This is a genomic window from Pseudoalteromonas sp. Bsw20308 (assembly GCF_000310105.2).
In the GTDB taxonomy this organism is placed as follows: Bacteria; Pseudomonadota; Gammaproteobacteria; order Enterobacterales; family Alteromonadaceae; genus Pseudoalteromonas; species Pseudoalteromonas fuliginea.
The window spans coordinates 3,386,330-3,407,893 of the sequence record NZ_CP013138.1 but is presented as its reverse complement, the minus strand read 5'-3'; the positions used below and the strand labels follow the sequence as shown (position 1 = coordinate 3,407,893).

The 21,564-nt window shown below is 39.9% G+C and carries 22 protein-coding genes; 16 read left to right on the top strand and 6 right to left on the bottom strand.

Going from position 1 to position 21,564, the window contains the following annotated elements; genetic code table 11:
• Positions 1-91: 91 nt before the first annotated feature.
• The gene (gene csrA, locus D172_RS15050) at positions 92-283 is read left to right on the top strand and encodes a carbon storage regulator CsrA (protein ID WP_011327236.1); all 192 of its coding nucleotides are present in this window, start codon (positions 92-94) and stop codon (positions 281-283) included.
• Between the two features lie 212 nt (positions 284-495).
• Here csrA and D172_RS15045 read toward each other — a convergent pair whose 3' ends face one another.
• Positions 496-963 (bottom strand): YcxB family protein, encoded by a 468-nt coding sequence (locus tag D172_RS15045; protein WP_058230561.1) that lies wholly within the window; start codon positions 961-963, stop codon positions 496-498.
• A 211-nt stretch (positions 964-1,174) separates the two neighbouring features.
• Positions 1,175-2,254 (bottom strand): mechanosensitive ion channel family protein, encoded by a 1,080-nt coding sequence (locus tag D172_RS15040; protein WP_007376994.1) that lies wholly within the window; start codon positions 2,252-2,254, stop codon positions 1,175-1,177.
• A gap of 116 nt (positions 2,255-2,370) precedes the next feature.
• Between D172_RS15040 and D172_RS15035 the strand changes: the two genes are divergently transcribed.
• Positions 2,371-3,324 carry a YihY/virulence factor BrkB family protein gene (locus tag D172_RS15035; protein WP_007376993.1) on the top strand — a complete coding sequence of 318 codons (954 nt, stop codon included), beginning with the start codon at positions 2,371-2,373 and terminating at the stop codon, positions 3,322-3,324.
• A gap of 39 nt (positions 3,325-3,363) precedes the next feature.
• Here the strand turns inward: D172_RS15035 and D172_RS15030 are convergent, their stop codons facing one another.
• Positions 3,364-4,245, bottom strand: a complete 882-nt coding sequence (locus D172_RS15030) for a LysR family transcriptional regulator (RefSeq protein WP_007376992.1) — start codon at positions 4,243-4,245, stop codon at positions 3,364-3,366.
• 482 nt (positions 4,246-4,727) lie between these two features.
• Here D172_RS15030 and D172_RS15025 point away from each other — a divergent pair, with 482 nt between their 5' ends.
• Both D172_RS15025 and D172_RS15020 read left to right on the top strand, forming a co-directional pair.
• Positions 4,728-5,570 carry a pirin family protein gene (locus D172_RS15025; protein WP_007376990.1) on the top strand — a complete coding sequence of 281 codons (843 nt, stop codon included), beginning with the start codon at positions 4,728-4,730 and terminating at the stop codon, positions 5,568-5,570.
• A gap of 21 nt (positions 5,571-5,591) precedes the next feature.
• Positions 5,592-6,566, top strand: coding sequence for a glutathione S-transferase family protein (locus D172_RS15020; RefSeq protein WP_007376989.1), 975 nt, complete (start codon positions 5,592-5,594; stop codon positions 6,564-6,566).
• A 2-nt stretch (positions 6,567-6,568) separates the two neighbouring features.
• On the opposite strand, the gene D172_RS15015 is transcribed toward D172_RS15020, so the two are convergent.
• From D172_RS15015 to D172_RS15005, 3 genes are read right to left on the bottom strand one after another with little or no spacing between them, the layout of a single operon-like run.
• Positions 6,569-6,811, bottom strand: coding sequence for a hypothetical protein (locus tag D172_RS15015; protein ID WP_007376988.1), 243 nt, complete (start codon positions 6,809-6,811; stop codon positions 6,569-6,571).
• Position 6,812: 1 nt separating this feature from the next.
• Entirely contained in the window at positions 6,813-7,268 is a 456-nt protein-coding gene (locus D172_RS15010) for a hypothetical protein (RefSeq protein ID WP_007376987.1), read from the bottom strand.
• A 6-nt stretch (positions 7,269-7,274) separates the two neighbouring features.
• Positions 7,275-7,613 carry a hypothetical protein gene (locus tag D172_RS15005; protein WP_007376986.1) on the bottom strand — a complete coding sequence of 113 codons (339 nt, stop codon included), beginning with the start codon at positions 7,611-7,613 and terminating at the stop codon, positions 7,275-7,277.
• A 492-nt stretch (positions 7,614-8,105) separates the two neighbouring features.
• On the opposite strand from D172_RS15005, the gene mraZ reads away from it, so the two are divergent.
• From mraZ to D172_RS14945, 12 genes are read left to right on the top strand one after another with little or no spacing between them, the layout of a single operon-like run.
• A complete protein-coding gene (gene mraZ / locus D172_RS15000; RefSeq protein ID WP_007376985.1) occupies positions 8,106-8,564 on the top strand; it encodes a division/cell wall cluster transcriptional repressor MraZ in 459 nt (152 codons plus the stop codon).
• Positions 8,565-8,592: 28 nt separating this feature from the next.
• Positions 8,593-9,531: a 16S rRNA (cytosine(1402)-N(4))-methyltransferase RsmH gene (gene rsmH, locus D172_RS14995; protein WP_007376984.1), complete on the top strand. Its 939-nt coding sequence runs from the start codon at positions 8,593-8,595 to the stop codon at positions 9,529-9,531.
• Positions 9,528-9,857, top strand: coding sequence for a cell division protein FtsL (gene ftsL, locus D172_RS14990; protein WP_007376983.1), 330 nt, complete (start codon positions 9,528-9,530; stop codon positions 9,855-9,857). The genes rsmH and ftsL overlap by 4 nt, the downstream gene beginning before the upstream one ends.
• Positions 9,854-11,671 carry a peptidoglycan glycosyltransferase FtsI gene (locus tag D172_RS14985; protein WP_007376982.1) on the top strand — a complete coding sequence of 606 codons (1,818 nt, stop codon included), beginning with the start codon at positions 9,854-9,856 and terminating at the stop codon, positions 11,669-11,671. The genes ftsL and D172_RS14985 overlap by 4 nt, the downstream gene beginning before the upstream one ends.
• On the top strand, positions 11,664-13,142 hold the full coding sequence (gene murE, locus D172_RS14980; protein WP_007376981.1) for a UDP-N-acetylmuramoyl-L-alanyl-D-glutamate--2,6-diaminopimelate ligase: 1,479 nt from the start codon (positions 11,664-11,666) through the stop codon (positions 13,140-13,142). Before D172_RS14985 ends, murE begins: the two co-directional genes overlap by 8 nt.
• Complete coding sequence (locus D172_RS14975) at positions 13,139-14,533, top strand: UDP-N-acetylmuramoyl-tripeptide--D-alanyl-D-alanine ligase (protein ID WP_007376980.1); 1,395 nt, start codon at positions 13,139-13,141, stop codon at positions 14,531-14,533. Before murE ends, D172_RS14975 begins: the two co-directional genes overlap by 4 nt.
• Positions 14,533-15,615, top strand: coding sequence for a phospho-N-acetylmuramoyl-pentapeptide-transferase (mraY, locus tag D172_RS14970; RefSeq protein WP_007376979.1), 1,083 nt, complete (start codon positions 14,533-14,535; stop codon positions 15,613-15,615). Before D172_RS14975 ends, mraY begins: the two co-directional genes overlap by 1 nt.
• The gene (murD, locus tag D172_RS14965) at positions 15,616-16,950 is read left to right on the top strand and encodes a UDP-N-acetylmuramoyl-L-alanine--D-glutamate ligase (RefSeq protein WP_007376978.1); all 1,335 of its coding nucleotides are present in this window, start codon (positions 15,616-15,618) and stop codon (positions 16,948-16,950) included.
• Positions 16,947-18,122, top strand: coding sequence for a cell division protein FtsW (gene ftsW, locus D172_RS14960; protein WP_007376977.1), 1,176 nt, complete (start codon positions 16,947-16,949; stop codon positions 18,120-18,122). The genes murD and ftsW overlap by 4 nt, the downstream gene beginning before the upstream one ends.
• Positions 18,119-19,195: an undecaprenyldiphospho-muramoylpentapeptide beta-N-acetylglucosaminyltransferase gene (gene murG / locus D172_RS14955; RefSeq protein ID WP_007376976.1), complete on the top strand. Its 1,077-nt coding sequence runs from the start codon at positions 18,119-18,121 to the stop codon at positions 19,193-19,195. The genes ftsW and murG overlap by 4 nt, the downstream gene beginning before the upstream one ends.
• Positions 19,196-20,647 carry a UDP-N-acetylmuramate--L-alanine ligase gene (murC, locus tag D172_RS14950; RefSeq protein ID WP_007376975.1) on the top strand — a complete coding sequence of 484 codons (1,452 nt, stop codon included), beginning with the start codon at positions 19,196-19,198 and terminating at the stop codon, positions 20,645-20,647. It begins immediately after the preceding gene.
• Positions 20,644-21,564: a D-alanine--D-alanine ligase gene (locus D172_RS14945; RefSeq protein WP_007376974.1), complete on the top strand. Its 921-nt coding sequence runs from the start codon at positions 20,644-20,646 to the stop codon at positions 21,562-21,564. The genes murC and D172_RS14945 overlap by 4 nt, the downstream gene beginning before the upstream one ends.

Sequence of the window (21,564 nt, the reverse complement as noted above, 5' to 3'; positions counted from 1 at the left end):
ATTGGGAGTTTTTACTTACTTTTCAGTCTAATTTTTATTAGTATGTTTAAGCGGAATCTTATAATTTTTATTGGAACATGGGAGCAATAGAATGCTAATACTAACTCGTAGAGTAGGTGAAACCCTAATGATTGGTGACGAAGTAACAGTTACCGTTCTAGGTGTTAAAGGAAATCAAGTTCGAATCGGTGTTAACGCACCAAAAGACGTATCAGTGCATCGTGAAGAAATTTACATGCGTATACAAGCTGAAAAGTCTAACCCTGAGCCGGGCAATGCTTAATCAACATGTAATACCAAACTGCATAAATCCTTGATCAATTTAACGAATTAAATTGCACTATAACGTCGTTAAAAATTTTTTATTTAGAACAACTAGATACAAAAATTTTTGCCTAGTTCTAGCGTAATTTTCTCAACGTTAAATAGACCTCATATATAAGCAGATTGGTATAAAATAGCTAAGTAATTTACTTAGCTAAACAAAAAAGCCACTCATCGAGTGGCTTTTTTGTTTATATAATTAATAATTTCGGGGCTTAAAATTTGTTTTGAAATATATTGCATACCACGTTTATTTTTTAATAATAATCCGCGCTCTGTATCTATAACTTCGTTTATATCTTGCCATACTAATTGATAGTTTTTGTAATGATTAACCGATTTAATGCCTTCGTCATCAAAAGTAAGGGTGACTTCTGAGCCAGATGCTCTGCTGAGCATTTGTCTGGTTACCCACCAAGGACGACGATAGTAAAAGGCAACGCATTCAAGAATTGCCAGCATGATTAAAAAAGAACCTAAGTAATGATCATTTAAACCATAAATACCAAACAAACCCAGTGCTGTTAATAGCACGAGTAGAAAATATTTAGGTTGCGCACGTTTACTATAAGGAAGCGACTCATCGAAGCATTCATAAAAGTAAGGTCTATCAAGTGTATAGGTAGTAGTTAATGCCATATTGTTTTACTTAAAACATATTTTTTCCTATTTTAGCAAGCTAAGCTGCAAATGCGCAGTGTTTATAATAAAGAACCTGAACTCTGGATAATAAATCTATCTCAAGCAGTTATTGTCAGCGCTAACTGCATTAAATTTATTTGCAGTAGGCCAGCTATTAACGCGCAAATTAGCCTTGTTTTCACTGAAAATCTCTTAATCAGAGTTCAGGTTAAATAATATTTTTTCCTTGTTCAGGATCTCTTGATTTATCTGCTTGTTCACGTATTTCGTCAGTATCACTGCTCACATCATCGAGTGTTTTAGTTTTATCGTCTGTTTCGTTAACTATGTTTTTTACTTTTGGTGATTGTTTTTGCTCTGAACCAAAAATAGTTTCGTTAGCAGGGGTAAGTAAAATACGTTCTCTTGCGTCGTCAGGCATGCTGATATTGTGCTTTGTAAATTCGTTTACAAGTTCTCGCATAAGTTGTGAGCCTACTTTTAATGGGCTGTGCTGCTCGCTATTAACCCAAAAGAACAAGGTAAAGTTAATAGTGGATGAGCCAAGGTTTTTTATTAATACTTGCGCTGGTGGGTCGCTTAGTACGGCACTTTGCTGATTGGCAATGTCGAGTGCGAGAGTTTGTGCATTGCGTATATCGTTATCATAGCCAATACCTATTTCTACTTTACCGCGCATTTTGGGATTGGCGGTGAGATTTTTAATGGTGTTTTTGTACACAGTCGCATTTGGTATTTGAATATGATTACCATCGTAATCCACTAGTGTTGTTGCGCGTGCGGTTACTTTTTTAACGATCCCTAAGCGATTATCTACCTCTATTACATCATCAATTTTAAAAGGTCTTTGTATGCTTAGTAATAAACTGGCGATGAAATTTTCTGCTATGTCTCTAAAAGCGAAACCTAATATTAAGCCTATTAATCCTGTTCCACTCATAATAGCGACTGCAAACTCAGTAAGCCCAGCTAAACGTAAAAATAAGTACACGCCTAATAAAATAATTAAGGTGCTAATACTGCGCCTTGCGACCAAGTGAACGAGTTTACTGTCGGTCATATAATCGATGGGTTTTATAAGTAGTCGCGAAAGCGGCCCTGCGATTAAATAGCTTAGTACTAAAAGGACTGTGCCAAGTAATAGAGTGGGTAATATTTGCGCTGTTGCGTGCAGTAATTGCAGACTTTGTTCGTGGAAAAAATGCCATGAAAGCATATCACCTTCAAAACTATGTGTTATGAGAGGGGCATTATTTTGTACTATGTTGTTTGCATGGCTACTGGGCATGGCTGTCATCCGTGTTTAGTTTTTATAATTGTTAGCAGCAAGTTTAGTACCAAATGTTCAATATAACTTGGCAAACATTTTGCTGAGATAACGTAACACAAATTTTGGGATTTAGAATGAAAGAGACTAAACGAGGGCAGCAAGCAGCGCAACCTGTGCATATTCCTGTAGTAGGTTGGTGGGATATTGTTAAGCGTATTTTTAAGCAAATGAACGAGGACAATTTATCGCTTGTTGCTGCAGGAGTTGCGTTTTATGCACTGCTTGCTATTTTTCCGGCTATTGCCGCCGTTGTTTCTATTTATGCTTATTTTTCCTCTCCTACTGATATTAGTGAACATTTGAGTTTGTTTGTTACGTTATTACCTGACAGCTCACGAGAACTCATTTTGTCTCAAGTTTCAAGTCTTGCTCAAAGTTCAAACGCTAGTTTAAGTATCAGTGCATTGGGAACTTTAGTACTTACTATTTGGAGTAGCTCTAAAGGGAGTCAGGCGCTTATTACTGCGTGTAATATTAGTTATCGAGAATACGAAAAACGCTCATTTTTTAAAGCGTTACTAGTGCGCTTTTTATTTTCTATGGGTGCGATTATCGTTGCTATTTTTTCACTTATAATTATTGGTATCTTGCCAATTGTACTTAACTTAGTTGGACTTAAAGAAGGCATAGATTTACTGATCAAGCTTATTTCTTGGCCATTATTGGCTTTAATATTTAATTTTACATTAGTGCTCTTATATCGCTACGCCCCGCACCGAAAGCCAGCTAAATGGCGTTGGATCACAATAGGATCCTCCATTGCTACCATGCTTTGGATTTTGGCATCTATTGGTTTTTCATTTTATGTGTCGCGTTTTTCGAGCTATAACGAAACCTATGGCTCGTTAGGTGGGGTAGTTATTATGTTAATGTGGCTTTATATAAGTGCCTATATTGTTATTTTAGGCGCTTCGACTAACGCCGCAACGGAACAACAAACGGCGATAGACAGCACAATAGGCCCCGCAAAAAAAAGAGGCAATCGAGGCGCATATGTAGCCGACCACCTCGATGTGAAAAACAAGTGATTTAATTTACTATAACTTAGGGCGATGAGTTAAAGATTGTTAATCTAAACTCAGGTTAATTAATTGCTCTTTAAACTCTTGTGCAGCAGGCCCTAGTCTGTCTGTGTCATTACACATTAAATATAACTTAAGGGCACGGGTTGTCCCTTGCTCTAGATTTAGTACTTTTAATTTTTCCTCTTCAATTAGGTGAGATACTTGTGTACGAGGAAGCCATGCATAACCTAAATTTTGGCTAACCATATCAATAGAGTTTCGTAAATGACTAACCGTCCAGCGCATATCTGCGCCTAGCCAACCTTCATCATGGCTAGTTTGCGTGCCAGAATCACGAACTACAATTTGCCTATACAATTTTAAATCACGAAATGACAAAGTCTCTGTGCGCTGATGCAGCGGATGATTTGGGTGTGCTACAGCGACAAATTCTATATCACAAAGCTGGTTACAACTAATACCGTAAATAGGAATTGAAGAAATAGCTAAATCAACAACGGCATTATTTAATAACTCGTTAGCGCCCGTTAACACGCTTTCTATTAAATCGATTTTTAAAAGCGGGAAAAGTTCACTGGTTCTGGCCAGTGCTTGATACAAAATGGGGTGGGGGAATACTTCATCAACTGCAATTTTTAATGTGCTCTCCACACCTTCGCTGAGCGTATTGGCGACAGATTCTATTTTACTCGCTTCTTCAATTAAAAACTCTGCGCGGCGTAAAATAAGTTTACCGCTGTCTGTTAAAAAGGCTTTGCGACCCTTTACTTCAAGTAATTTAATTTGCAAAGCGACTTCTAGTTTTTGTACTGCGTGATGAACCGTTGACTGGCTTTTATGAACAGCTGCACTTGCACCAGCAAATCCACCATGGTCAACAACAGCCTTAAACATTCTCCACTGCTCTAGTGTTGCTTTCGCCATATTTTATCCTACTACCACTTTTATCTGATTGCATAACTTGACCGCATAGACTCATTATTTATTGCGTAACAGTTAAACTTTTTGTTGGATTATTTAGATAGAATGATTTTTTATTTTTCGAAACGCCATAAAATCATTTCTATTTTTAAGTAGTCGTATCCATTTATTGTAAGTAAGTGATGAGGAGCCTGTACCAAAGCCGTCGAAAGCAAGCTGCATTCTAATTTTACTAATCATTATTAAACAACTTTGCATTAGTACTTCAGGATTAACAATCAATTACTCAGCAATTTAAGTAATTGATAAAGCGGATATTTAAAAAATAAGTAAAAATAACCACGGTAATACAAGGTTTGAAATATGAACAATAAAGCATAACTTTCTATTTTTTAGAATGTTATGACCAATTTAAAGACATAGTTGTTTTATTTAATGAATGATTTAATACCCTCATCAACTTCTTTTTTAAAGTGAATTAAAAAATGAAAATATCAAAAGTGCTTACAGCTTATGCAACTCAAGATGGCGATGGCGTAAGTATTAGTCGTATCCCAGGATTTGATGGTAAATATTTAGATCCATTTTTAATGATTGACGAACTTAAGTCAGACGACAAAAAAGATTATATGGGAGGTTTTCCAGAGCATCCCCATCGAGGGATTGAAACGTTTACTTATATTTTAAAAGGTGGCTTTGAACATCGTGACCAAATGGGTAACAAAAAAGCAATTAAAGCAGGTGATGTGCAATGGATGAGTACAGGGCGCGGCGTTATGCACAGTGAGATGCCACTCGCTGATACCGTTGATGGATTGCATGGCTTTCAAATTTGGATCAACATGCCAAGTTTGGATAAGATGCGCGATCCACGTTATCAAGATACTACGCAAAATTCAGCTCCGAGTTTTATAAATACGCACGGTGTGACGTTAAAAGCACTTGCGGGATCGTGGCAGTTCGAAAGTGAAACGCTTACAAGTAGTTTGCAGGGTTTAGCTGCTAATGCTCTACTTGCTGACATTACATTACCCGCCGGTAAAAGCGTTCATTTGGAGCCTCTTAGCCAACAAAAAGTAATGATCTATATTCATAGCGGCTCAATAATAACAAGCGACGATCAAACAATCCCAGCTGGTAAGTTACTTATTTTAGAGCCAGACAGTAATATTAATATTACCTCAGAGCAAGGCGCTGGTGTTTTGGTTTTAGCAGGCGATCCACTTAATCAACCGATTGCTCACATGGGGCCGTTTGTAATGACGACGCAAGCTGAAGTACAGCAAGCAGTGCGTGATTATCAAAACGGCGAGTTCGGCAAAATTTAACCCTATTTTTAGGAGAGTTTCATGGGATTATTAGTTGATGGTCAATGGCAAGATAAGTGGTACGACACCGATTCAAGTAACGGAAAGTTTGAGCGTGAAGCTGCGCAGTTACGTCATTGGATAACTGGTGATGGTAGCGCTGGAATAACGGGCGACGCAGGTTTTAAAGCCCAATCTAATCGGTATCATTTATATGTATCACTTGCGTGCCCTTGGGCGCATCGAACGCTTATATTTAGAGCGTTAAAAGGGTTGGAAAATTTAATTACTGTGTCGGTTGTTAGCCCTGATATGCTTGATAGTGGTTGGGCTTTTGATACGCAAAACCACAGTACTGGTGATGCTTTATTTAATAGTAACTACTTACATCAAGTGTATACAAAAAATAACCCAAAGTACTCCGGGCGGGTAACCGTTCCCGTATTGTGGGATAAAAAGCTAAATAAAATTGTCAGCAATGAGTCTGCCGATATTATACGTATGTTTAATAGTGCATTTAATGAATTGACTGGCAATACCGATGACTTTTATCCTGAAGAATTGCAACCAAAAATTGACGAATTAAACGCGTTGATTTATCCAAATATAAATAATGGTGTTTATCGTACGGGTTTCGCAACAACTCAGGATGCGTATGAAGAGGCGTTTAACGATTTATTTAAAGCACTCGATACAGTAGAGGGGATTCTGAGCAAGCAGCGTTATTTAGCCACAAACAGACTCACCGAGGCTGATTGGCGCTTATTCACTACGCTGATTCGGTTTGATAGTGTGTACGTTGGTCACTTTAAATGTAATTTACGCACAATTGAAAGCTACCCTGCTCTGAGCGGATATCTTAGAGATCTATATCAAGTTAGAGGAGTGGCCGAAACAGTTGATTTTTATCATATTAAACGTCATTACTATTTTAGCCATACAATGATCAACCCGACACAAGTTGTGCCAAGTGGTCCAAGTATTGATTACTTATCTGATCACGGTAGAGGTATTTAACTTTAAGCGAGTAGCCTAACAAGCCAGCCATATTTTCTAACCAAGCTGGTTTCGCTTTTCCCTGCTTGTACAGCGGCACCTGCTAAAAAAGCACTTGTTAGTCCTACTTTAGTTGCTGCAAAACGTTTTAACCGATATTGAAACGCCGCATGGTGTTGGCGTTTTAATTCACTGCGCATATCCATTTGCTTACTAAGAGCTTGAACGTTTTTGTTTGGGGCCTTAATTAAATTATCTACTAACATACTAATTCCCATGTAAATTTAATAGCTGCTTTAAACTTTTAAGTGTTTTACTAAAGCCAATTTTATTGCTTAGGTAAACTGTGTTTTTCCAAAGCCATACCAAACAAGCAACTTGCAGTGAAGTAGCTGTTACAATACTCAGCCATACCGACCCAAAGAGATCGTATACACTGTATCCAACAGCACCTAGAAATCCTGCCCACAACAAAACCAAACCACTGGCAAAACAGCCTAAAAATATAGTGATCAATGCAAGCGCTCTAAGCGACAACCGCCATTCAGCTTTAGCAAGCTGATGGGTGATCTCTCCTTGGGTCTGGTAATCATCCTTGAGTTGCTTAGAGTACTCTAAAATCTTTGCAATATGATCTTGCCAATCGTCCTTTTGGCTTGGCTGCTCAGTAGCTTGGTTTTGCGCGTTACCATCCTTGGTTGCGGTTGTTTGTGGGTTATTCATCACTGATTACTTACGACGAAATAATGATGTAATTAACATACCAGCAGCAAAAGCAATGCCCGCAGTTGCTAATGGATTTTCAGAAGCGAAAGCACGCGTTTTTGCAGTGCATTCGCTCAGCTTTTCGCGTGCAATAAGTTGTTTTTCGCTTAGTGCTTCTGCTGAACTAGAAGCGCCTTTACGAACACTGCTTTCAGCTGTTGCTGCTTTGCTAGAAAGTGCATCTACAGCATCGTGCGCCGCTGATGTGGCTTTCTCTGTAAGTGGCGAGTCAGTATTTTTTAGTTTAACGTCAGGCTTAACATCTGAAGTTGTGTTTGGTTTCGTATTTGTTGCAGTAGCCATAATCAATCCTTAATAAGTTAAAAATTTAAGTAGTGATTTAGACGATGCAATGATTAAACCAAATTTAACTTTTGTTTTAACTTGTTGAATTTTAGTCGTTTTTTGTTTCTCCTGGTTTTGTCATGGTTGGTAATTAAAAAAAACAGTAACTATTACTACACGGTTAGGTAAATTTTACAAAGAAGGTGAAAATGCTTAAAAAACTGTAAATATTCATTGTTTATTCAGTAAGCAGAACGTGTAGAAATAAGCATATTAAAACTAAGTAAATTTTTTTTTCGCTGTTATTCCACTTTTTCCCACGTAATTCAATCGCTTTGCTTGAACCCTTATTTTTTCTAGCTTTGAGACTCGTTAAAGCTGGTCAGCTTACTTGACAAAAAGGCTTGTCAAGCCCTAAACTGGAGGACTGTGGTAAAAAGTGGTTTTTAGTGGATCAAACTGGATCAAAGTAATCGCTAGGCGATTAAAATAATTTAAAGCAGGCTGTTTATGTTTCGTGGCGCAAGTTCACTGAGTTTGGATGATAAAGGACGCTTTGCGGTACCAACCAAGTACCGAGAATCTCTGCTATCTGAAGACCAAGGAACTGTTATTTGTACTGTTGCGCTAAATGAGCCGTGCTTATGGTTATATCCGCTTGCTGAGTGGCAAGAAATAGAAAATCGTTTAGCTAAAATTTCAAATATGAATCCACGAGCTCGACGTATGCAGCGTATGTTGCTAGGGAATGCCACAGAATATCAACTTGATAAAAATGGTCGGATTTTGTTAGCGCCTTCATTGCGTGCACATGCAGATCTAGGAAAAAAAATAATGTTGGTTGGTTTGATGAATAAGTTTGAAATTTGGGATGAGGCGCGTTGGAACGAACAAATGCGCCAAGATACTGAGCTTGAGAGGCTTGGTGATTTTGAACCTCACCCTGATTTAGATAATTTCACTCTCTAACAGCACAATAAAAGGCAAATAATAGCTAATGACAGCGCAATTTGAACACGTATCCGTTTTAATGGACGAAACCATAGATGCCCTTGCAATTAAGCCAGACGGCATATACATGGACGGCACTTTTGGACGTGGCGGTCATTCAGGACAAATATTAGCACGCCTTGGTAATGAAGGTCGTTTGCAAGCGATTGACCAAGATCCGCAGGCAATACAATCAGCTGAAAAGTTTGCTGATGATCCGCGATTTGCAATTGCACATACTCGCTTTTCAAAACTTTACGAAGTAGCAGAGCAAAACGATCTCATTGGTAAAGTCGACGGGATTTTATTAGATATAGGTGTGTCGTCGCCACAGTTAGATGATGCTGGGCGTGGTTTTAGTTTCATGAAAGACGGCCCACTAGATATGCGTATGGATCCAACAAGTGGTCGCAGTGCAGCCCAATGGTTAGCTGAAGCTGAATTGGATGATATTACCCATGTAATTAAAAAGCTGGGTGAAGAGAAATTTGGTAAGCGTATTGCGCATAAAATACTTGAGATTAGAGAGCACACGCCAATTACTACGACTAAGCAGTTAGCTGATTTAGTCGATGAAGCAGTACCTGTAAAAGATAAGTTTAAACACCCTGCTACTCGTACTTTTCAGGCGATCCGTATTTATATTAATAGCGAACTTGAAGAGATTCAAACGGCATTGCAGTCTGCAATTAAGGTCCTTAAACCCGGTGGTCGTTTGGTTGTTATTTCGTTTCATTCATTAGAAGATCGTATTGTAAAACAGTTTATTAGAAAACAGAGTCGGGGAGAAGTATTACCCAGAGGTCTGCCTTTAACTGACGCACAAATAAATAAAAATCTGACGTTAAAGGCAGTGGGTAAAGCGATTAAGCCAAGTGCCGCTGAAGTTGAGCGTAATCCGCGTTCTCGTAGCTCTGTACTTAGGATTGCTCAGAGGCTGGAATGAATATAAAAGCGAATCATCGTCAACCACCTAATTTATTTTTTGAAATTGTTAAAGGCCTAGGAGCTAATAAGCTTACCTCGGCCTTGTTGGTTGTGATATTCGCGTCAAGTTTAACTGTGGTACAAGTAACACATCTTGCTCGAGGGCAACTTATTGAACAAGATTCGTTACTCCAAGAGCGTGATGAACTTGATTTAGAATGGCGTTATTTATTAGTTGAAGAGGAATTTTATTCACAGCATGCACGTATCGAAGAAATTGCGAAATCACAGCTGAAAATGAAACGACCAACGAGTCAAGATGAACAGGTAATAATACTGCAATGAGAAATCGAGGCAAAAAACCAGTAAATAACTTAATTACATGGCGCTTTATGCTGGTGTGTGGCGTTGTGTTTATGGTGTTTGTAACACTGGTATCTCGTGCTGCTTATTTACAAGTAATTGAACCTGACAAAGCCCGTTCTGAAAGTGATAAACGTACCGTACGTGTCGAAAAACTTCACGTCCAGCGTGGGATGATTTTTGATCGTAATGGCAAAGAGCTCGCGGTGAGTGTACCGGTAGTGAGTGTGTATGCAGATCCTAAAGCACTTCACAAATCACTTGTTTCTAAAGTGATTAAGCAAGCGCGTAAAAATGGCGAGGATCAACAATCACTTGCAGACAATGCGGTCGAACTTGATAAACGTACAGTGCAGTATTACAAAAATGATATGCGCTGGCGTGAACTCGCTGACGTTCTGCGTACCGATCCGAAAAAAATTAATTCACGCCTTCTTAACGATCCTTCTCGTCGCTTTGTTTACTTAAAACGCCAAGTAACTCCTGCCGTTGCAAATTATATTGGCGACTTACGTTTGCCTGGCATTCATTTATTAGATGAATCTAAGCGTTATTACCCTGCCGGTGAAGTAACTGCACATATTATTGGTTTCACCAATATAGATGGCAAAGGTATTGAAGGTATTGAAAAGCTGTATGAGAATGCATTAACGGGCGAAGAAGGCCGTCGTACTATACGCAAAGATGCACAAGGACGCGAAGTAGAAGTGCTTGATGAGCGCGAACGCGTAGAACCTGAAAGTATTCAGTTAAGTATTGATCAACGTATTCAAGGCATCGCTTATAAAGCGATTAAATCTGCTGTACTTACTTATAAAGCGACATCGGGTTCAGCGATGGTTGTTGATATAAAAACAGGCGAAGTATTAGCGATGGTTAATAGCCCTTCGTTTAATCCAAACAACTTAAGCGATGCTGCCCCGCATAAGCGCCGTAACCGCGCAATTACCGATTTGTTTGAACCAGGCTCAACTGTTAAGCCCCTAGCCATTTTAGCTGGGCTAGACTACGGCGCAATTAAAGCCGATGACAAAATTGATACTTACCCTGGTTGGATGCGTTTAGGCGGTAGCTTAGTTCAAGATACTCGCAATCATGGTGAGATGACACTGCGCGAAATTTTAAAATACTCTTCAAATATGGGAGTTACGAAAGTAACGCAGTTAGTACCTAAAGATTATTTAGTGGGATTGTTTCAAAAGGTAGGGTTTGGCTCAGATTCAGGCACCGGTATGGTGGGGGAAAGCAGTGGTTTGTTTTACCCTAATCGCCGTTGGTCGGATCATGAAATTGCTGCGCTTTCATTTGGTTACAATATTGCAGTAAGTACAGCCCAAATGGCACGATTTTATGCCATGTTAGGCGCTGGGGGAGTCAACCGTCCATTAACGATTTTAAAACAAGATAATGTACCAGAAGGCGAACGTATTTTTAAACAAAAAGACGTAGAAGCCGTAGTCCATATGATGGAAAGTATATTTGAAGAGGGCGGCACAGCCAGTCGCGTTAAAGTTGATGGCTATCGGGCAGCAGGTAAAACAGGTACATCTAAAAAAGCAGCTGTTGGTGGTTATGGTGACGAATATGTTGGCTATTTTGCAGGTGTCGCACCTGCAAGTAATCCTCGATTAGCCGTTGTTGTTATGATTAATGAACCCGGCGGGGATGTGTACTACGGAGGGGCCACCGCTGGGCCTGCATTTGCTGAAATAATTTCGAATTCATTAAGAATATTAAATGTAGCACCGGACAAGGAAGATGTTGCCTACGTGGAAGGTAAAAAGAACGATGCGTGATTTAAGAGATATTTTAAAATACATCGAAATTGATGCGCCCTCGCAACTGGTAAAACATTTACGCATTGATAGTCGTGAGGTAACACCAGGTGATGTATTTGTTGCTATTAAAGGCCATTCACTTGATGGCGGACAATTTATTGCTAAAGCAATTGAAAATGGCGCAACAGCGATTATTGCTGACAGATTATGCGAATTTGAAACAAGTTTCGAACCACTATATTTAGTTTCAGAGTTTGATAAAAAGCTTCCAGAATTAGCAAGTCGCTTTTATAACCAACCAAGTCAGGCTTTGGATTTAATTGGTGTGACTGGCACAAATGGTAAATCAACCACCACAGCAATGATTGCTCACTTAGCGCAATTTTGTAGTACTGAGTCAGCGATTATTGGCACGCTAGGTTATGGACATCCTAATAACTTAACTCCACTGATGAATACTACGCCTTCAACGGTTGATTTACAGCATATTTTGAGTGATCTAAATTTACAGCATAAAAAGCTAGTCGCCATGGAAGTGTCATCGCATGGGTTAGTGCAACAGCGTGTTGCTAAATGTGAATTTAAAGCGGCTGTGTTTACTAATCTTTCGCGTGATCACTTAGATTATCATGGTGATATGGCAAGTTACGGTGATGCAAAATTAATGCTTTTTCGTGATTTTGAACCGCAAGTTGTGGTGCTTAATCAAGATGATTTTCAAGCGGAGCAATGGCTTGAAAAGTATGATTTTAATAATCTAATTTGTTATGGCCGCAAAAACTTAGCTCCTAAGAATACTCGATACGTCTATTTTTCTGATGTTGAATATTCAAGTGTAGGTATTTCGGCGCAGTTATCGACGAGTTGGGGTGATATATCAATTAAATCGCCTCTGTTTGGCGAATTTAATTTATATAACTTAATGGCAGCGCTCGCTACATTGCTAGGGCTTGGTTATCCGCTTGAGCAATTAATTACAGGTTGTGCGCAGTTACAGCCAGTCGCTGGGCGAATGCAAGCATTTAGTCAAGCAGGCATGCCAACGTGTGTTGTTGATTATGCACATACGCCCGATGCACTTGCACTTGCATTGCAAGCATTGCAACAGCATGTACCAGGTGGTGTGAGTTGTGTATTTGGTTGCGGTGGTGACAGAGATAAAGGTAAGCGAGTATTAATGGCGCAAGCAGCTGAGCAAAATGCTAATAAAGTTATTATTACCAGCGATAACCCGCGATCTGAAAATCCTGATGACATTATTGCTGATGTGGCTGGCGGTTTAGTGAACCCTCAAGACGCACATTTAGAGGCTGATAGAGCAACTGCAATTCGTTTTGCTATAGAAAATGCTACAGCTGATGATGTTATTTTAATTGCAGGTAAAGGCCACGAAGATTATCAAATTATAGGCGATAAGCGCATCGACTTTTGCGATCGCCGTTATGTACAAGAACAACTAAAAAAAGCAGTAAGAGGGATAACACAATGATCCCAATGGATTTTGATTGGTTAGCCAATGTGCTAACAACCGATTATCAAGGTGATAATCAAGGTGATAATCAACAAGTGCTTAATATAAATACTGATACTCGTACAGTGTGCGATGGCGAAGTGTTTTTAGCACTTAAAGGGCCCAATTTTGATGGCCATAAATTTATAGCAGAAGCTAAACAAAAAGGCGCTATTGGCGTTATTGTTCAGCACAAAGTAGATGTAGATATTCCACAATTTATAGTAAGCGATACACGTATTGCACTAGGTGCAATTGGCACTGCTGTTATGGCGCAAGTGGCGCCTAAAACAATTGCAATTACAGGGAGTGTAGGTAAAACCACCGTAAAAGAAATGTGTGCAGCAATTTTGTCGGTTCACGGTGATGTATTAGCTACTAAAGGTAATTTTAATAACGATATTGGCGTCCCACTTACGTTATTGCGCTTAGAGCCTCAACATCGTTTTGCAGTAATTGAACTAGGTGCAAATCACTTAGGTGAAATTGCCTACACAACTGCAATGACCAAACCAGATGTGGCCGTTGTATGTAATGTTGCAGCCGCTCACTTAGAAGGTTTTGGTAGCTTAATGGGGGTTGCAAAAGCTAAAGGTGAGATTTTTGATGGCCTAAAAGATGACGGCGTTGCCATTGTTAATTGCGATAGTGAATTTAGCCAGTATTGGTTAGATAAACTTGAAGGGCGTAATGTTAAACGTTTTTCTACAACCGAAAAACTCGACATTTGGGCAGAGAATATCACGCTTGATGCCAATGCGCGTGCAAGCTTTACGCTTTGTACTAAAGACAAGCAAGTCCCTGTTACTTTGGCGCTACCTGGCAAGCACAATATTAGTAACGCACTTATTGCGGCTGCACTTACTAGTGAATTTGATGTAACTCTTGAAGAAATAGCCAATGCACTTGCCACTATGGGTGATGTAAAAGGGCGCGTTAATCTAATTGAAGTGTCTGATTTACTCACCGTGGTTGATGATACCTATAATGCCAATGTTAAGTCGGTAAAGGCTGCGATTGACTTGTTAAGTGATATGCAAGGTCACCGCATTTTAGCGCTGGGAGACATGGGGGAGCTAGGTGAAGATGCACGTAAATATCACCAAGAAGTTGGTGAGTATGCACTTGAGCAAGGGATTGATGAGTTATTTACATTAGGTGTATTAAGTAAATGCGCAAGTGATGTGTTTGAACTCCCTAATCGCCACTTTTCGAGCCGTGAACAAATGCAGCAAAAAATTCAAGAAAGTATTAATAAAGTGAATACAAAAACAACAATAGTAGTGAAAGGATCGCGCAGTTCTCGCATGGAATTATTAGTAACCGATTTAGTTAATGGCCAGCAACAAGCCATCAATGGAGTATCATAATGTTAGTTTGGCTGGCAGAGTATTTAACCCAGTATTTTAGTGGTTTTCATGTTTTTTCGTATTTAACGCTACGTGCCATTTTAGGTATTTTAACTGCGCTAATTATGTCTCTTTATTTAGGACCTAAGTTAATTCGTGGTTTGCAACGTATGCAGATAGGTCAAACGGTTCGAGACGATGGTCCGCAATCGCATCTATCTAAGTCGGGTACGCCGACTATGGGTGGCTTACTTATTTTAGCGGCTATTTTTACCAGTACGCTACTATGGGCTGATTTATCGAATAAGTATGTATGGGCAACGCTGTTTGTAATTGGCTCATTAGGTATTGTTGGCTTTGTTGATGACTACCGTAAAGTTATCCGTAAAGATCCAAAAGGTTTAATTGCTAAATGGAAATATTTTTGGCAGTCAGTAATTGCGTTAGTGGTAGCGACAGCATTGTATTTTACCAGTGCACAAGCTTCTGAAACATCACTTGTTGTTCCATTTTTTAAAGATGTATTGCCGCAACTTGGCTTGTTTTATATTGTGCTTACGTATTTTGCAATAGTAGGGACATCAAATGCAGTAAACCTGACTGACGGGCTTGATGGCTTAGCCATCGTACCCACTATTTTAGTCGCCGCAGCATTGGCAATTATTGCTTACTTAACAGGTAATATTAACTTTTCGGCTTACTTACATATTCCGCATTTACCGCTAGCAAGTGAGCTTGTGGTTGTGTGTACTGCCATTGTGGGTGCAGGGCTTGGCTTTTTGTGGTTTAACACTTACCCAGCACAAGTATTTATGGGTGATGTAGGCTCATTAGCACTTGGTGGTGCATTAGGTATTATTGCTGTTTTAGTACGCCAAGAATTACTGCTTATTATTATGGGCGGCGTATTTGTTATGGAAGCACTCTCGGTCATATTACAAGTGGGATCGTATAAATTACGTGGGCAACGCATTTTTAGAATGGCGCCAATTCATCATCATTACGAATTAAAAGGTTGGCCGGAGCCACGTGTTATCGTACGCTTTTGGATTATTTCTATTGTGCTAGTCCTCGCTGGTCTAGCGACATTAAAGATTCGATAAATGCAGTATTTAAACGAGATAAAAAATAAACAAATAACAGTGCTCGGACTCGGTGTTACCGGTCTGGGCATTGTGCGTTTTTTATTATCTCATAGCCTTATGCCAAAAGTTGTTGATAGCCGTACAAACCCTCCAGGGATTGATTGGCTTAAAGAGCATGCACCAAATCTAGATACACACTTTGGTAATTTGGATGACGCAGAGCTTCGTTCAAGCGATATAATTATTATAAGTCCAGGGCTTAGCTTAAAAATACCAGCTGTTGCAGATGCAATTAACGCAGGTGTTGAAGTGATTGGCGACGTTGAGTTATTTGCACGTATTAATACAAAACCGGTTGTTGCAGTAACTGGCTCCAACGGTAAATCAACCGTGGTTACGCTCGCTTATGAAGTATTAAAAGAAGCCGGCTATAAAGTTGCTTTGGGTGGGAATATTGGCACTGCGGTGCTGGATTTACTCAATGATGATTTTGATGTGTATGTACTTGAGCTATCTAGTTTTCAGCTAGACACCACAAAGAGCTTAAAGCCAATAAGTGCAACGGTATTAAATGTGTCAGAAGATCACCTTGACCGCTACGACAGTTACCAAGCTTATATAGACTCAAAGCTAAGTATTTATGACGGTGCAGAGCTTATTGTAGTTAATACTGACGATAGTCAAACGCATCCAGTTGAGCGCAGTACAACCCCCCAAATTAGCTTTGGTGTTCAACAAGGTGATTACCATTTAGCGCAATACAATAACGAAACTCACTTTATGGTTAAAGGCGATGCCTTTTTACCAGTGAGTACGCTTGCTGTAGTGGGTAAACACAATTATTTAAACACACTTGCTGTAATGGCGCTTTTAAGTCTGTTTGAAGTAAGCAAAGAGCAGTATGTAAACGCGTTGAGCCAATTTAATGGGTTGGCGCATCGCTGCCAATTTGTAGCTGAATTTAATGGTGTAAAATATTTTAACGATTCAAAGGCGACTAATGTTGGGGCAACTATTGCAGCAATAGATAGCTTAGCTAGTGATGGTGAAAACCTGATTGTTATTGCAGGTGGTGATGCCAAAGGCGCTGATTTAAATGCCCTTAAACCTTATATTCAACGGCATGTTAAAGCATTAATTTGTTTCGGCAAAGATGCAAGTGACTTAGCTGCGATTACCAATAAGAGCTATTTAACTAACAATATGGAAGAAGCCGTTGCTTTGGCCAAAGTACTTAGTCGTGCTGGCAATATTGTTTTGTTAGCCCCTGCGTGTGCCAGTATTGATATGTATAACAACTATATGCAACGCGGTGATGACTTTGTTGAGTGCGTTATGGCGGAGAAAGTATGATTGCCTTTGCCGATATAAAAGACGCATTAACACCTAAGCCTTCGGCGCAGTTATACGATGTACCGCTATTGTACTGCGTAATAATGCTGATAGGTGTTGGTTTTATCATGGTAACCAGCGCATCAATGCCGACCGCTGAACGATTATTTGATAACTCGTATCATATTACTATTCGTCACAGTATGTTTTTAGCTATGGCTTTTGTTCTTTTTTGGATAACGGTTTGTGTACCAATGGATTGGTGGAAAAGATCAAACCCTTATTTATTAATATTAGGCATGGTGCTGTTAATAGCCGTATTAATTATTGGTCGTGAAGTGAATGGAGCTAGGCGATGGATCCCTATTGGCCCGGTTGGTTTTCAGGTGGCTGAGGCTGCAAAGCTGTATTTTTTTAGTTATATTGCGGGCTATTTAGTAAGAAAACGCGAAGAGGTACAAGAAAATATTAAAGGCTTTGCAAAGCCTATTGCTGTATTTGCGGTATATGCTCTGCTTATTTTGCTGCAACCCGATTTGGGCACCGTAGTTGTTATGTTTGTAACTACGGTTGGTCTGCTATTTTTAGCCGGTGCTAAGTTATGGCAGTTTTTTGTACTTATTTTAACAGGGGTTGGCCTCGTTGTTTTACTTATAATTGTTGAGCCATATCGTATGGCACGTGTTGTTGGCTTTTTAGATCCCTGGGATGATCCTTTTGGTAAAGGTTATCAGTTGGTGCAATCGCTAATGGCATATAGCCAAGGTGGTTGGTTTGGCCAAGGCCTAGGCAACAGTGTACAAAAGCTACAATATTTACCTGAAGCGCATAACGATTTTATTTTTGCTGTTATAGGTGAAGAACTTGGTTTAATCGGCGTTGTAAGTATTTTAATGGTATTAGCTACCTTGGTATTTAGAGCGCTATTAATTGGTCAGCAAGCATTAAAGTGTGGCAAAGAATATGAAGGCTATTTTTCGTTTGCTATTGGTATTTGGTTTGCGTTTCAAACCATGGTTAATGTAGGTGCGAGTGCGGGGATTTTACCGACAAAAGGGTTAACACTGCCGTTTATTTCTTACGGTGGATCAAGCTTAATGATTATGACGATAGCCACAGGCATTTTATTACGCGTAGATTTTGAGACTAAGATGGCAACAAAACAAGCCACTTCACGCGGAGGTAAGCGATGAGTAAAAAATTAGTCGTTGTAGCTGGTGGAACTGGCGGGCATATTTTCCCTGGTATCGCTGTAGCTGACTATTTAAAACAACAAGGCTGGCAAGTTAGCTGGATAGGAACACCTGATAGAATGGAAGCTGACGTTGTTCCAAAGCATAACATAGACATTGATTTTATTGATGTTAAGGGTGTTCGTGGTAACGGTATAAAACGTCTTGTTAAAGCGCCATTTATGGTGTTTAACGCCATATTGCAAGCACGTAAAGTTTTAAAAAAACAGCGTCCAGATGTCGTACTTGCTATGGGCGGGTATGTAACTGGACCAACAGGTATTGCTGCCAAAAGTTTAGGTATTCCGCTGGTTATTCATGAGCAAAATGCGGTAGCGGGCATGAGTAACAAATTGCTAGCTAAGTGTGCTAATCGTGTATTAGCGGCATTTCCAAGTGCATTTGCGCATGGCCAAGCTGAACTTGTTGGCAATCCGGTACGTCAAAGTGTTATTGATATACCAAAGCGTGATGTATCAAGCCCAATAAATATGTTGGTAGTGGGTGGTTCACTTGGGGCACAAGTACTTAACCAAACATTACCTGAAGCATTTAAAGTATTGAGTAATACCACCGCAATTAGTGTGTGGCATCAAACAGGTAAAGGCCATTTACACAGCGTTAAAGAGGCTTATAAAGCACACAGTTTTGATAGTAATAACTTAAACGTTGCTGAATTTATTGATGATATGGATACGGCTTATGCTTGGGCTGATATTGTCATTTGCCGCGCGGGTGCGTTAACGGTTAGTGAAATTGCTGCGGCTGGAAAAATGGCTATATTTGTTCCGTTTCCTCATGCAGTGGACGACCATCAAACAGCGAATGCACAGTATTTAGTAATGGCAAATGGGGCTTTGTTAATGCCTCAAGCACAGTTTAATCAACATTCAATTGTTGAGCTTTTAAATCCTTATTTAGCTAAGCCTATATTAATTAAACAAATGGCAGCAAATGCTCAAAAGCAAGCCATTTTAGATGCCACAGTAAGCGTTGCAGCACACTGTGAGCAAGTAACAAATAAGAGAGTGTAAGTGAAAGAAGCATCAGTACAAGAAAAACACACACGACCTGCAATGCGTCGAATTGATACTATCCATTTTATTGGCATTGGTGGTGCCGGTATGGGCGGTATTGCTGAAGTACTCGCATTTGAAGGCTACCGTATTACAGGTTCTGACATTGCTCATAGCGCTATGACAGATCGCTTAATTAAAGCCGGTGCTGAGGTATTTATTGGTCATCACGAAAATAACGTAAAAGATGCTAACGTAGTCGTTGTTTCAAGTGCTATTGATGAAACAAACCCTGAGATTGTTGCAGCAAAAGCAGCAAGAATTCCGGTTGTGCGCCGCGCAGAAATGCTCGCGGAGCTAATGCGTTTTCGCCATGGTATAGCGATTGCGGGGACGCATGGTAAAACAACGACAACAAGCCTAATTGCGAGTATTTATGGACAGGCGGGGCTTGATCCAACTTTTATTATTGGTGGCTTGTTAAATAGCGCAGGTAGTAACGCAAAAGTAGGAAAAAGTGATTTTTTAATAGCAGAAGCTGATGAAAGCGACGCGTCGTTTTTACACTTGCAGCCAATGGTTTCGGTGATCACAAATATTGAAGAAGATCACATGGATACTTACGGCGGCAGTCTCGAAAAAATGAAAGACACATATGTAGATTTCATTCATAACTTACCGTTTTATGGTTTAGCTGTTGTATGTATTGATTCTGAAGTTGCTGCTGAACTTATCCCGCGATTTGGTCGCCCAGTTATCACGTATGGCGAATCGAAGGATGCTGATTACCGCATGAGCGACTTTAGCCAATCAGCTAATACGTGCACATTTACAGTAACTAACAAACAAGGTGAGTGTTTAACTGCCACGTTGAATATGCCAGGTAGACACAACGCACTTAATGCAACCGCAGCGATTGCTGTAGCAAAAGATCAAAACATTGCTAACCATGCAATTTTAGAAGCGCTGCAGAAGTTTGAAGGCATTGGTCGTCGTTTTCAACACTATGGTGAATTTGAAAACGAGCGTGGCAATGTGATGTTAGTTGATGATTATGGGCATCACCCTTCAGAAGTTGCAGCAACAATTGCTGCAGTGCGTGAAGGTTGGCCTGATAAGCGCTTAGTTATGGTATATCAACCACATAGATTTTCTCGTACACGCGACTTGTACGAAGATTTTGTAAAAGTACTTGCTGATGTAGATCAGTTACTATTACTTGATGTATATAGCGCAGGTGAAGACCCTATAGTCGGTGCTGATAGTAAAAGCCTCTGTAGAAGTTTACGCCAACGTGGCAAAGAGCCACTTCATGTTGCTTCAAGTTCAGAGCTTGCAGGTGTCCTCGGTGAATGCCTAAAAAATAACGATTTAGTATTAACCCAAGGCGCAGGTAATATAGGCCAATTAGTAAAAACCTTAGCTGCAACGGGTATGTCGATAGAAAAACTTAAGCAAGGTGAAGTATGACCCAGGTAAACACACAATTTGGTAAAGTAGCGGTGCTGTTAGGTGGCAATTCAGCAGAGCGTGAAGTGTCATTAAAATCTGGTCAAGCTGTTTTAAATGCACTGCAAAGTAGTGGCATTGATGCAATTGCATTTGACCCACAAAGTCGTTCTTTGTGGGAATTAAAAGAATTAAATGTAGAGCGCGTTTTTATTGCGTTACATGGTCGTGGTGGTGAAGATGGCACTGTACAAGGTGCGCTTGAATTTATGAACCTGCCTTACACAGGTAGTAATGTATTGGGCTCAGCCCTCGCTATGGATAAAATTCGCTGTAAACACTTGTTTAAATCGGCGGGTCTAAGTACGGCTCCTTATGCGGTTGTCGATGCTAAAAAAGGCTTTGATGCAGTTGCCATTATGGATGAGTTTAAAAAGGTAATGGTTAAGCCATCGCACGAAGGCTCAAGCATAGGTATGGCACAAGCAAGTAATGCGCAAGAGTTAGAAGAAGCACTCGCTAATGCATTTAAGTTTGATAGCCAAGTACTTGTCGAACAGTGGATTACAGGACGAGAGTTCACGGTTACTGTATTGGGTGATGAAGTACAGCCTGTAATTGAGATGACCACGCCTAATGGTTTTTACGATTACCAAGCTAAGTATCAATCAAGCACGACGCAATATCATTGCCCTGCAAATTTATCAAAGCACGATACAGAGCACTTACAAGAAATTTCACTTGATGCATTTGACCTTGTAGGTGCAAGTGGCTGGGGACGTGTGGATGCAATGCAAGATGAGCAAGGACACTTTTACCTACTAGAGGTAAATACAGTGCCTGGCATGACTGAAAAATCACTAGTACCAATGGCTGCAAAAGCGAATGGGGCAAGTTTTGAGCAATTAGTTGTTCGCATTTTGGAGCAAACACTTTAA

What these genes read in the sequence shown, in the direction of transcription:
- csrA (WP_011327236.1), top strand. Translation starts at nt 92, where the DNA reads ATGCTAATACTAACTCGTAGAGTAGGTGAAACCCTAATGATTGGTGAC.
- D172_RS15045 (WP_058230561.1), bottom strand. Translation starts at nt 963, where the DNA reads ATGGCATTAACTACTACCTATACACTTGATAGACCTTACTTTTATGAA.
- D172_RS15040 (WP_007376994.1), bottom strand. Translation starts at nt 2,254, where the DNA reads ATGCCCAGTAGCCATGCAAACAACATAGTACAAAATAATGCCCCTCTC.
- D172_RS15035 (WP_007376993.1), top strand. Translation starts at nt 2,371, where the DNA reads ATGAAAGAGACTAAACGAGGGCAGCAAGCAGCGCAACCTGTGCATATT.
- D172_RS15030 (WP_007376992.1), bottom strand. Translation starts at nt 4,245, where the DNA reads ATGGCGAAAGCAACACTAGAGCAGTGGAGAATGTTTAAGGCTGTTGTT.
- D172_RS15025 (WP_007376990.1), top strand. Translation starts at nt 4,728, where the DNA reads ATGAAAATATCAAAAGTGCTTACAGCTTATGCAACTCAAGATGGCGAT.
- D172_RS15020 (WP_007376989.1), top strand. Translation starts at nt 5,592, where the DNA reads ATGGGATTATTAGTTGATGGTCAATGGCAAGATAAGTGGTACGACACC.
- D172_RS15015 (WP_007376988.1), bottom strand. Translation starts at nt 6,811, where the DNA reads ATGTTAGTAGATAATTTAATTAAGGCCCCAAACAAAAACGTTCAAGCT.
- D172_RS15010 (WP_007376987.1), bottom strand. Translation starts at nt 7,268, where the DNA reads ATGAATAACCCACAAACAACCGCAACCAAGGATGGTAACGCGCAAAAC.
- D172_RS15005 (WP_007376986.1), bottom strand. Translation starts at nt 7,613, where the DNA reads ATGGCTACTGCAACAAATACGAAACCAAACACAACTTCAGATGTTAAG.
- mraZ (WP_007376985.1), top strand. Translation starts at nt 8,106, where the DNA reads ATGTTTCGTGGCGCAAGTTCACTGAGTTTGGATGATAAAGGACGCTTT.
- rsmH (WP_007376984.1), top strand. Translation starts at nt 8,593, where the DNA reads ATGACAGCGCAATTTGAACACGTATCCGTTTTAATGGACGAAACCATA.
- ftsL (WP_007376983.1), top strand. Translation starts at nt 9,528, where the DNA reads ATGAATATAAAAGCGAATCATCGTCAACCACCTAATTTATTTTTTGAA.
- D172_RS14985 (WP_007376982.1), top strand. Translation starts at nt 9,854, where the DNA reads ATGAGAAATCGAGGCAAAAAACCAGTAAATAACTTAATTACATGGCGC.
- murE (WP_007376981.1), top strand. Translation starts at nt 11,664, where the DNA reads ATGCGTGATTTAAGAGATATTTTAAAATACATCGAAATTGATGCGCCC.
- D172_RS14975 (WP_007376980.1), top strand. Translation starts at nt 13,139, where the DNA reads ATGATCCCAATGGATTTTGATTGGTTAGCCAATGTGCTAACAACCGAT.
- mraY (WP_007376979.1), top strand. Translation starts at nt 14,533, where the DNA reads ATGTTAGTTTGGCTGGCAGAGTATTTAACCCAGTATTTTAGTGGTTTT.
- murD (WP_007376978.1), top strand. Translation starts at nt 15,616, where the DNA reads ATGCAGTATTTAAACGAGATAAAAAATAAACAAATAACAGTGCTCGGA.
- ftsW (WP_007376977.1), top strand. Translation starts at nt 16,947, where the DNA reads ATGATTGCCTTTGCCGATATAAAAGACGCATTAACACCTAAGCCTTCG.
- murG (WP_007376976.1), top strand. Translation starts at nt 18,119, where the DNA reads ATGAGTAAAAAATTAGTCGTTGTAGCTGGTGGAACTGGCGGGCATATT.
- D172_RS14945 (WP_007376974.1), top strand. Translation starts at nt 20,644, where the DNA reads ATGACCCAGGTAAACACACAATTTGGTAAAGTAGCGGTGCTGTTAGGT.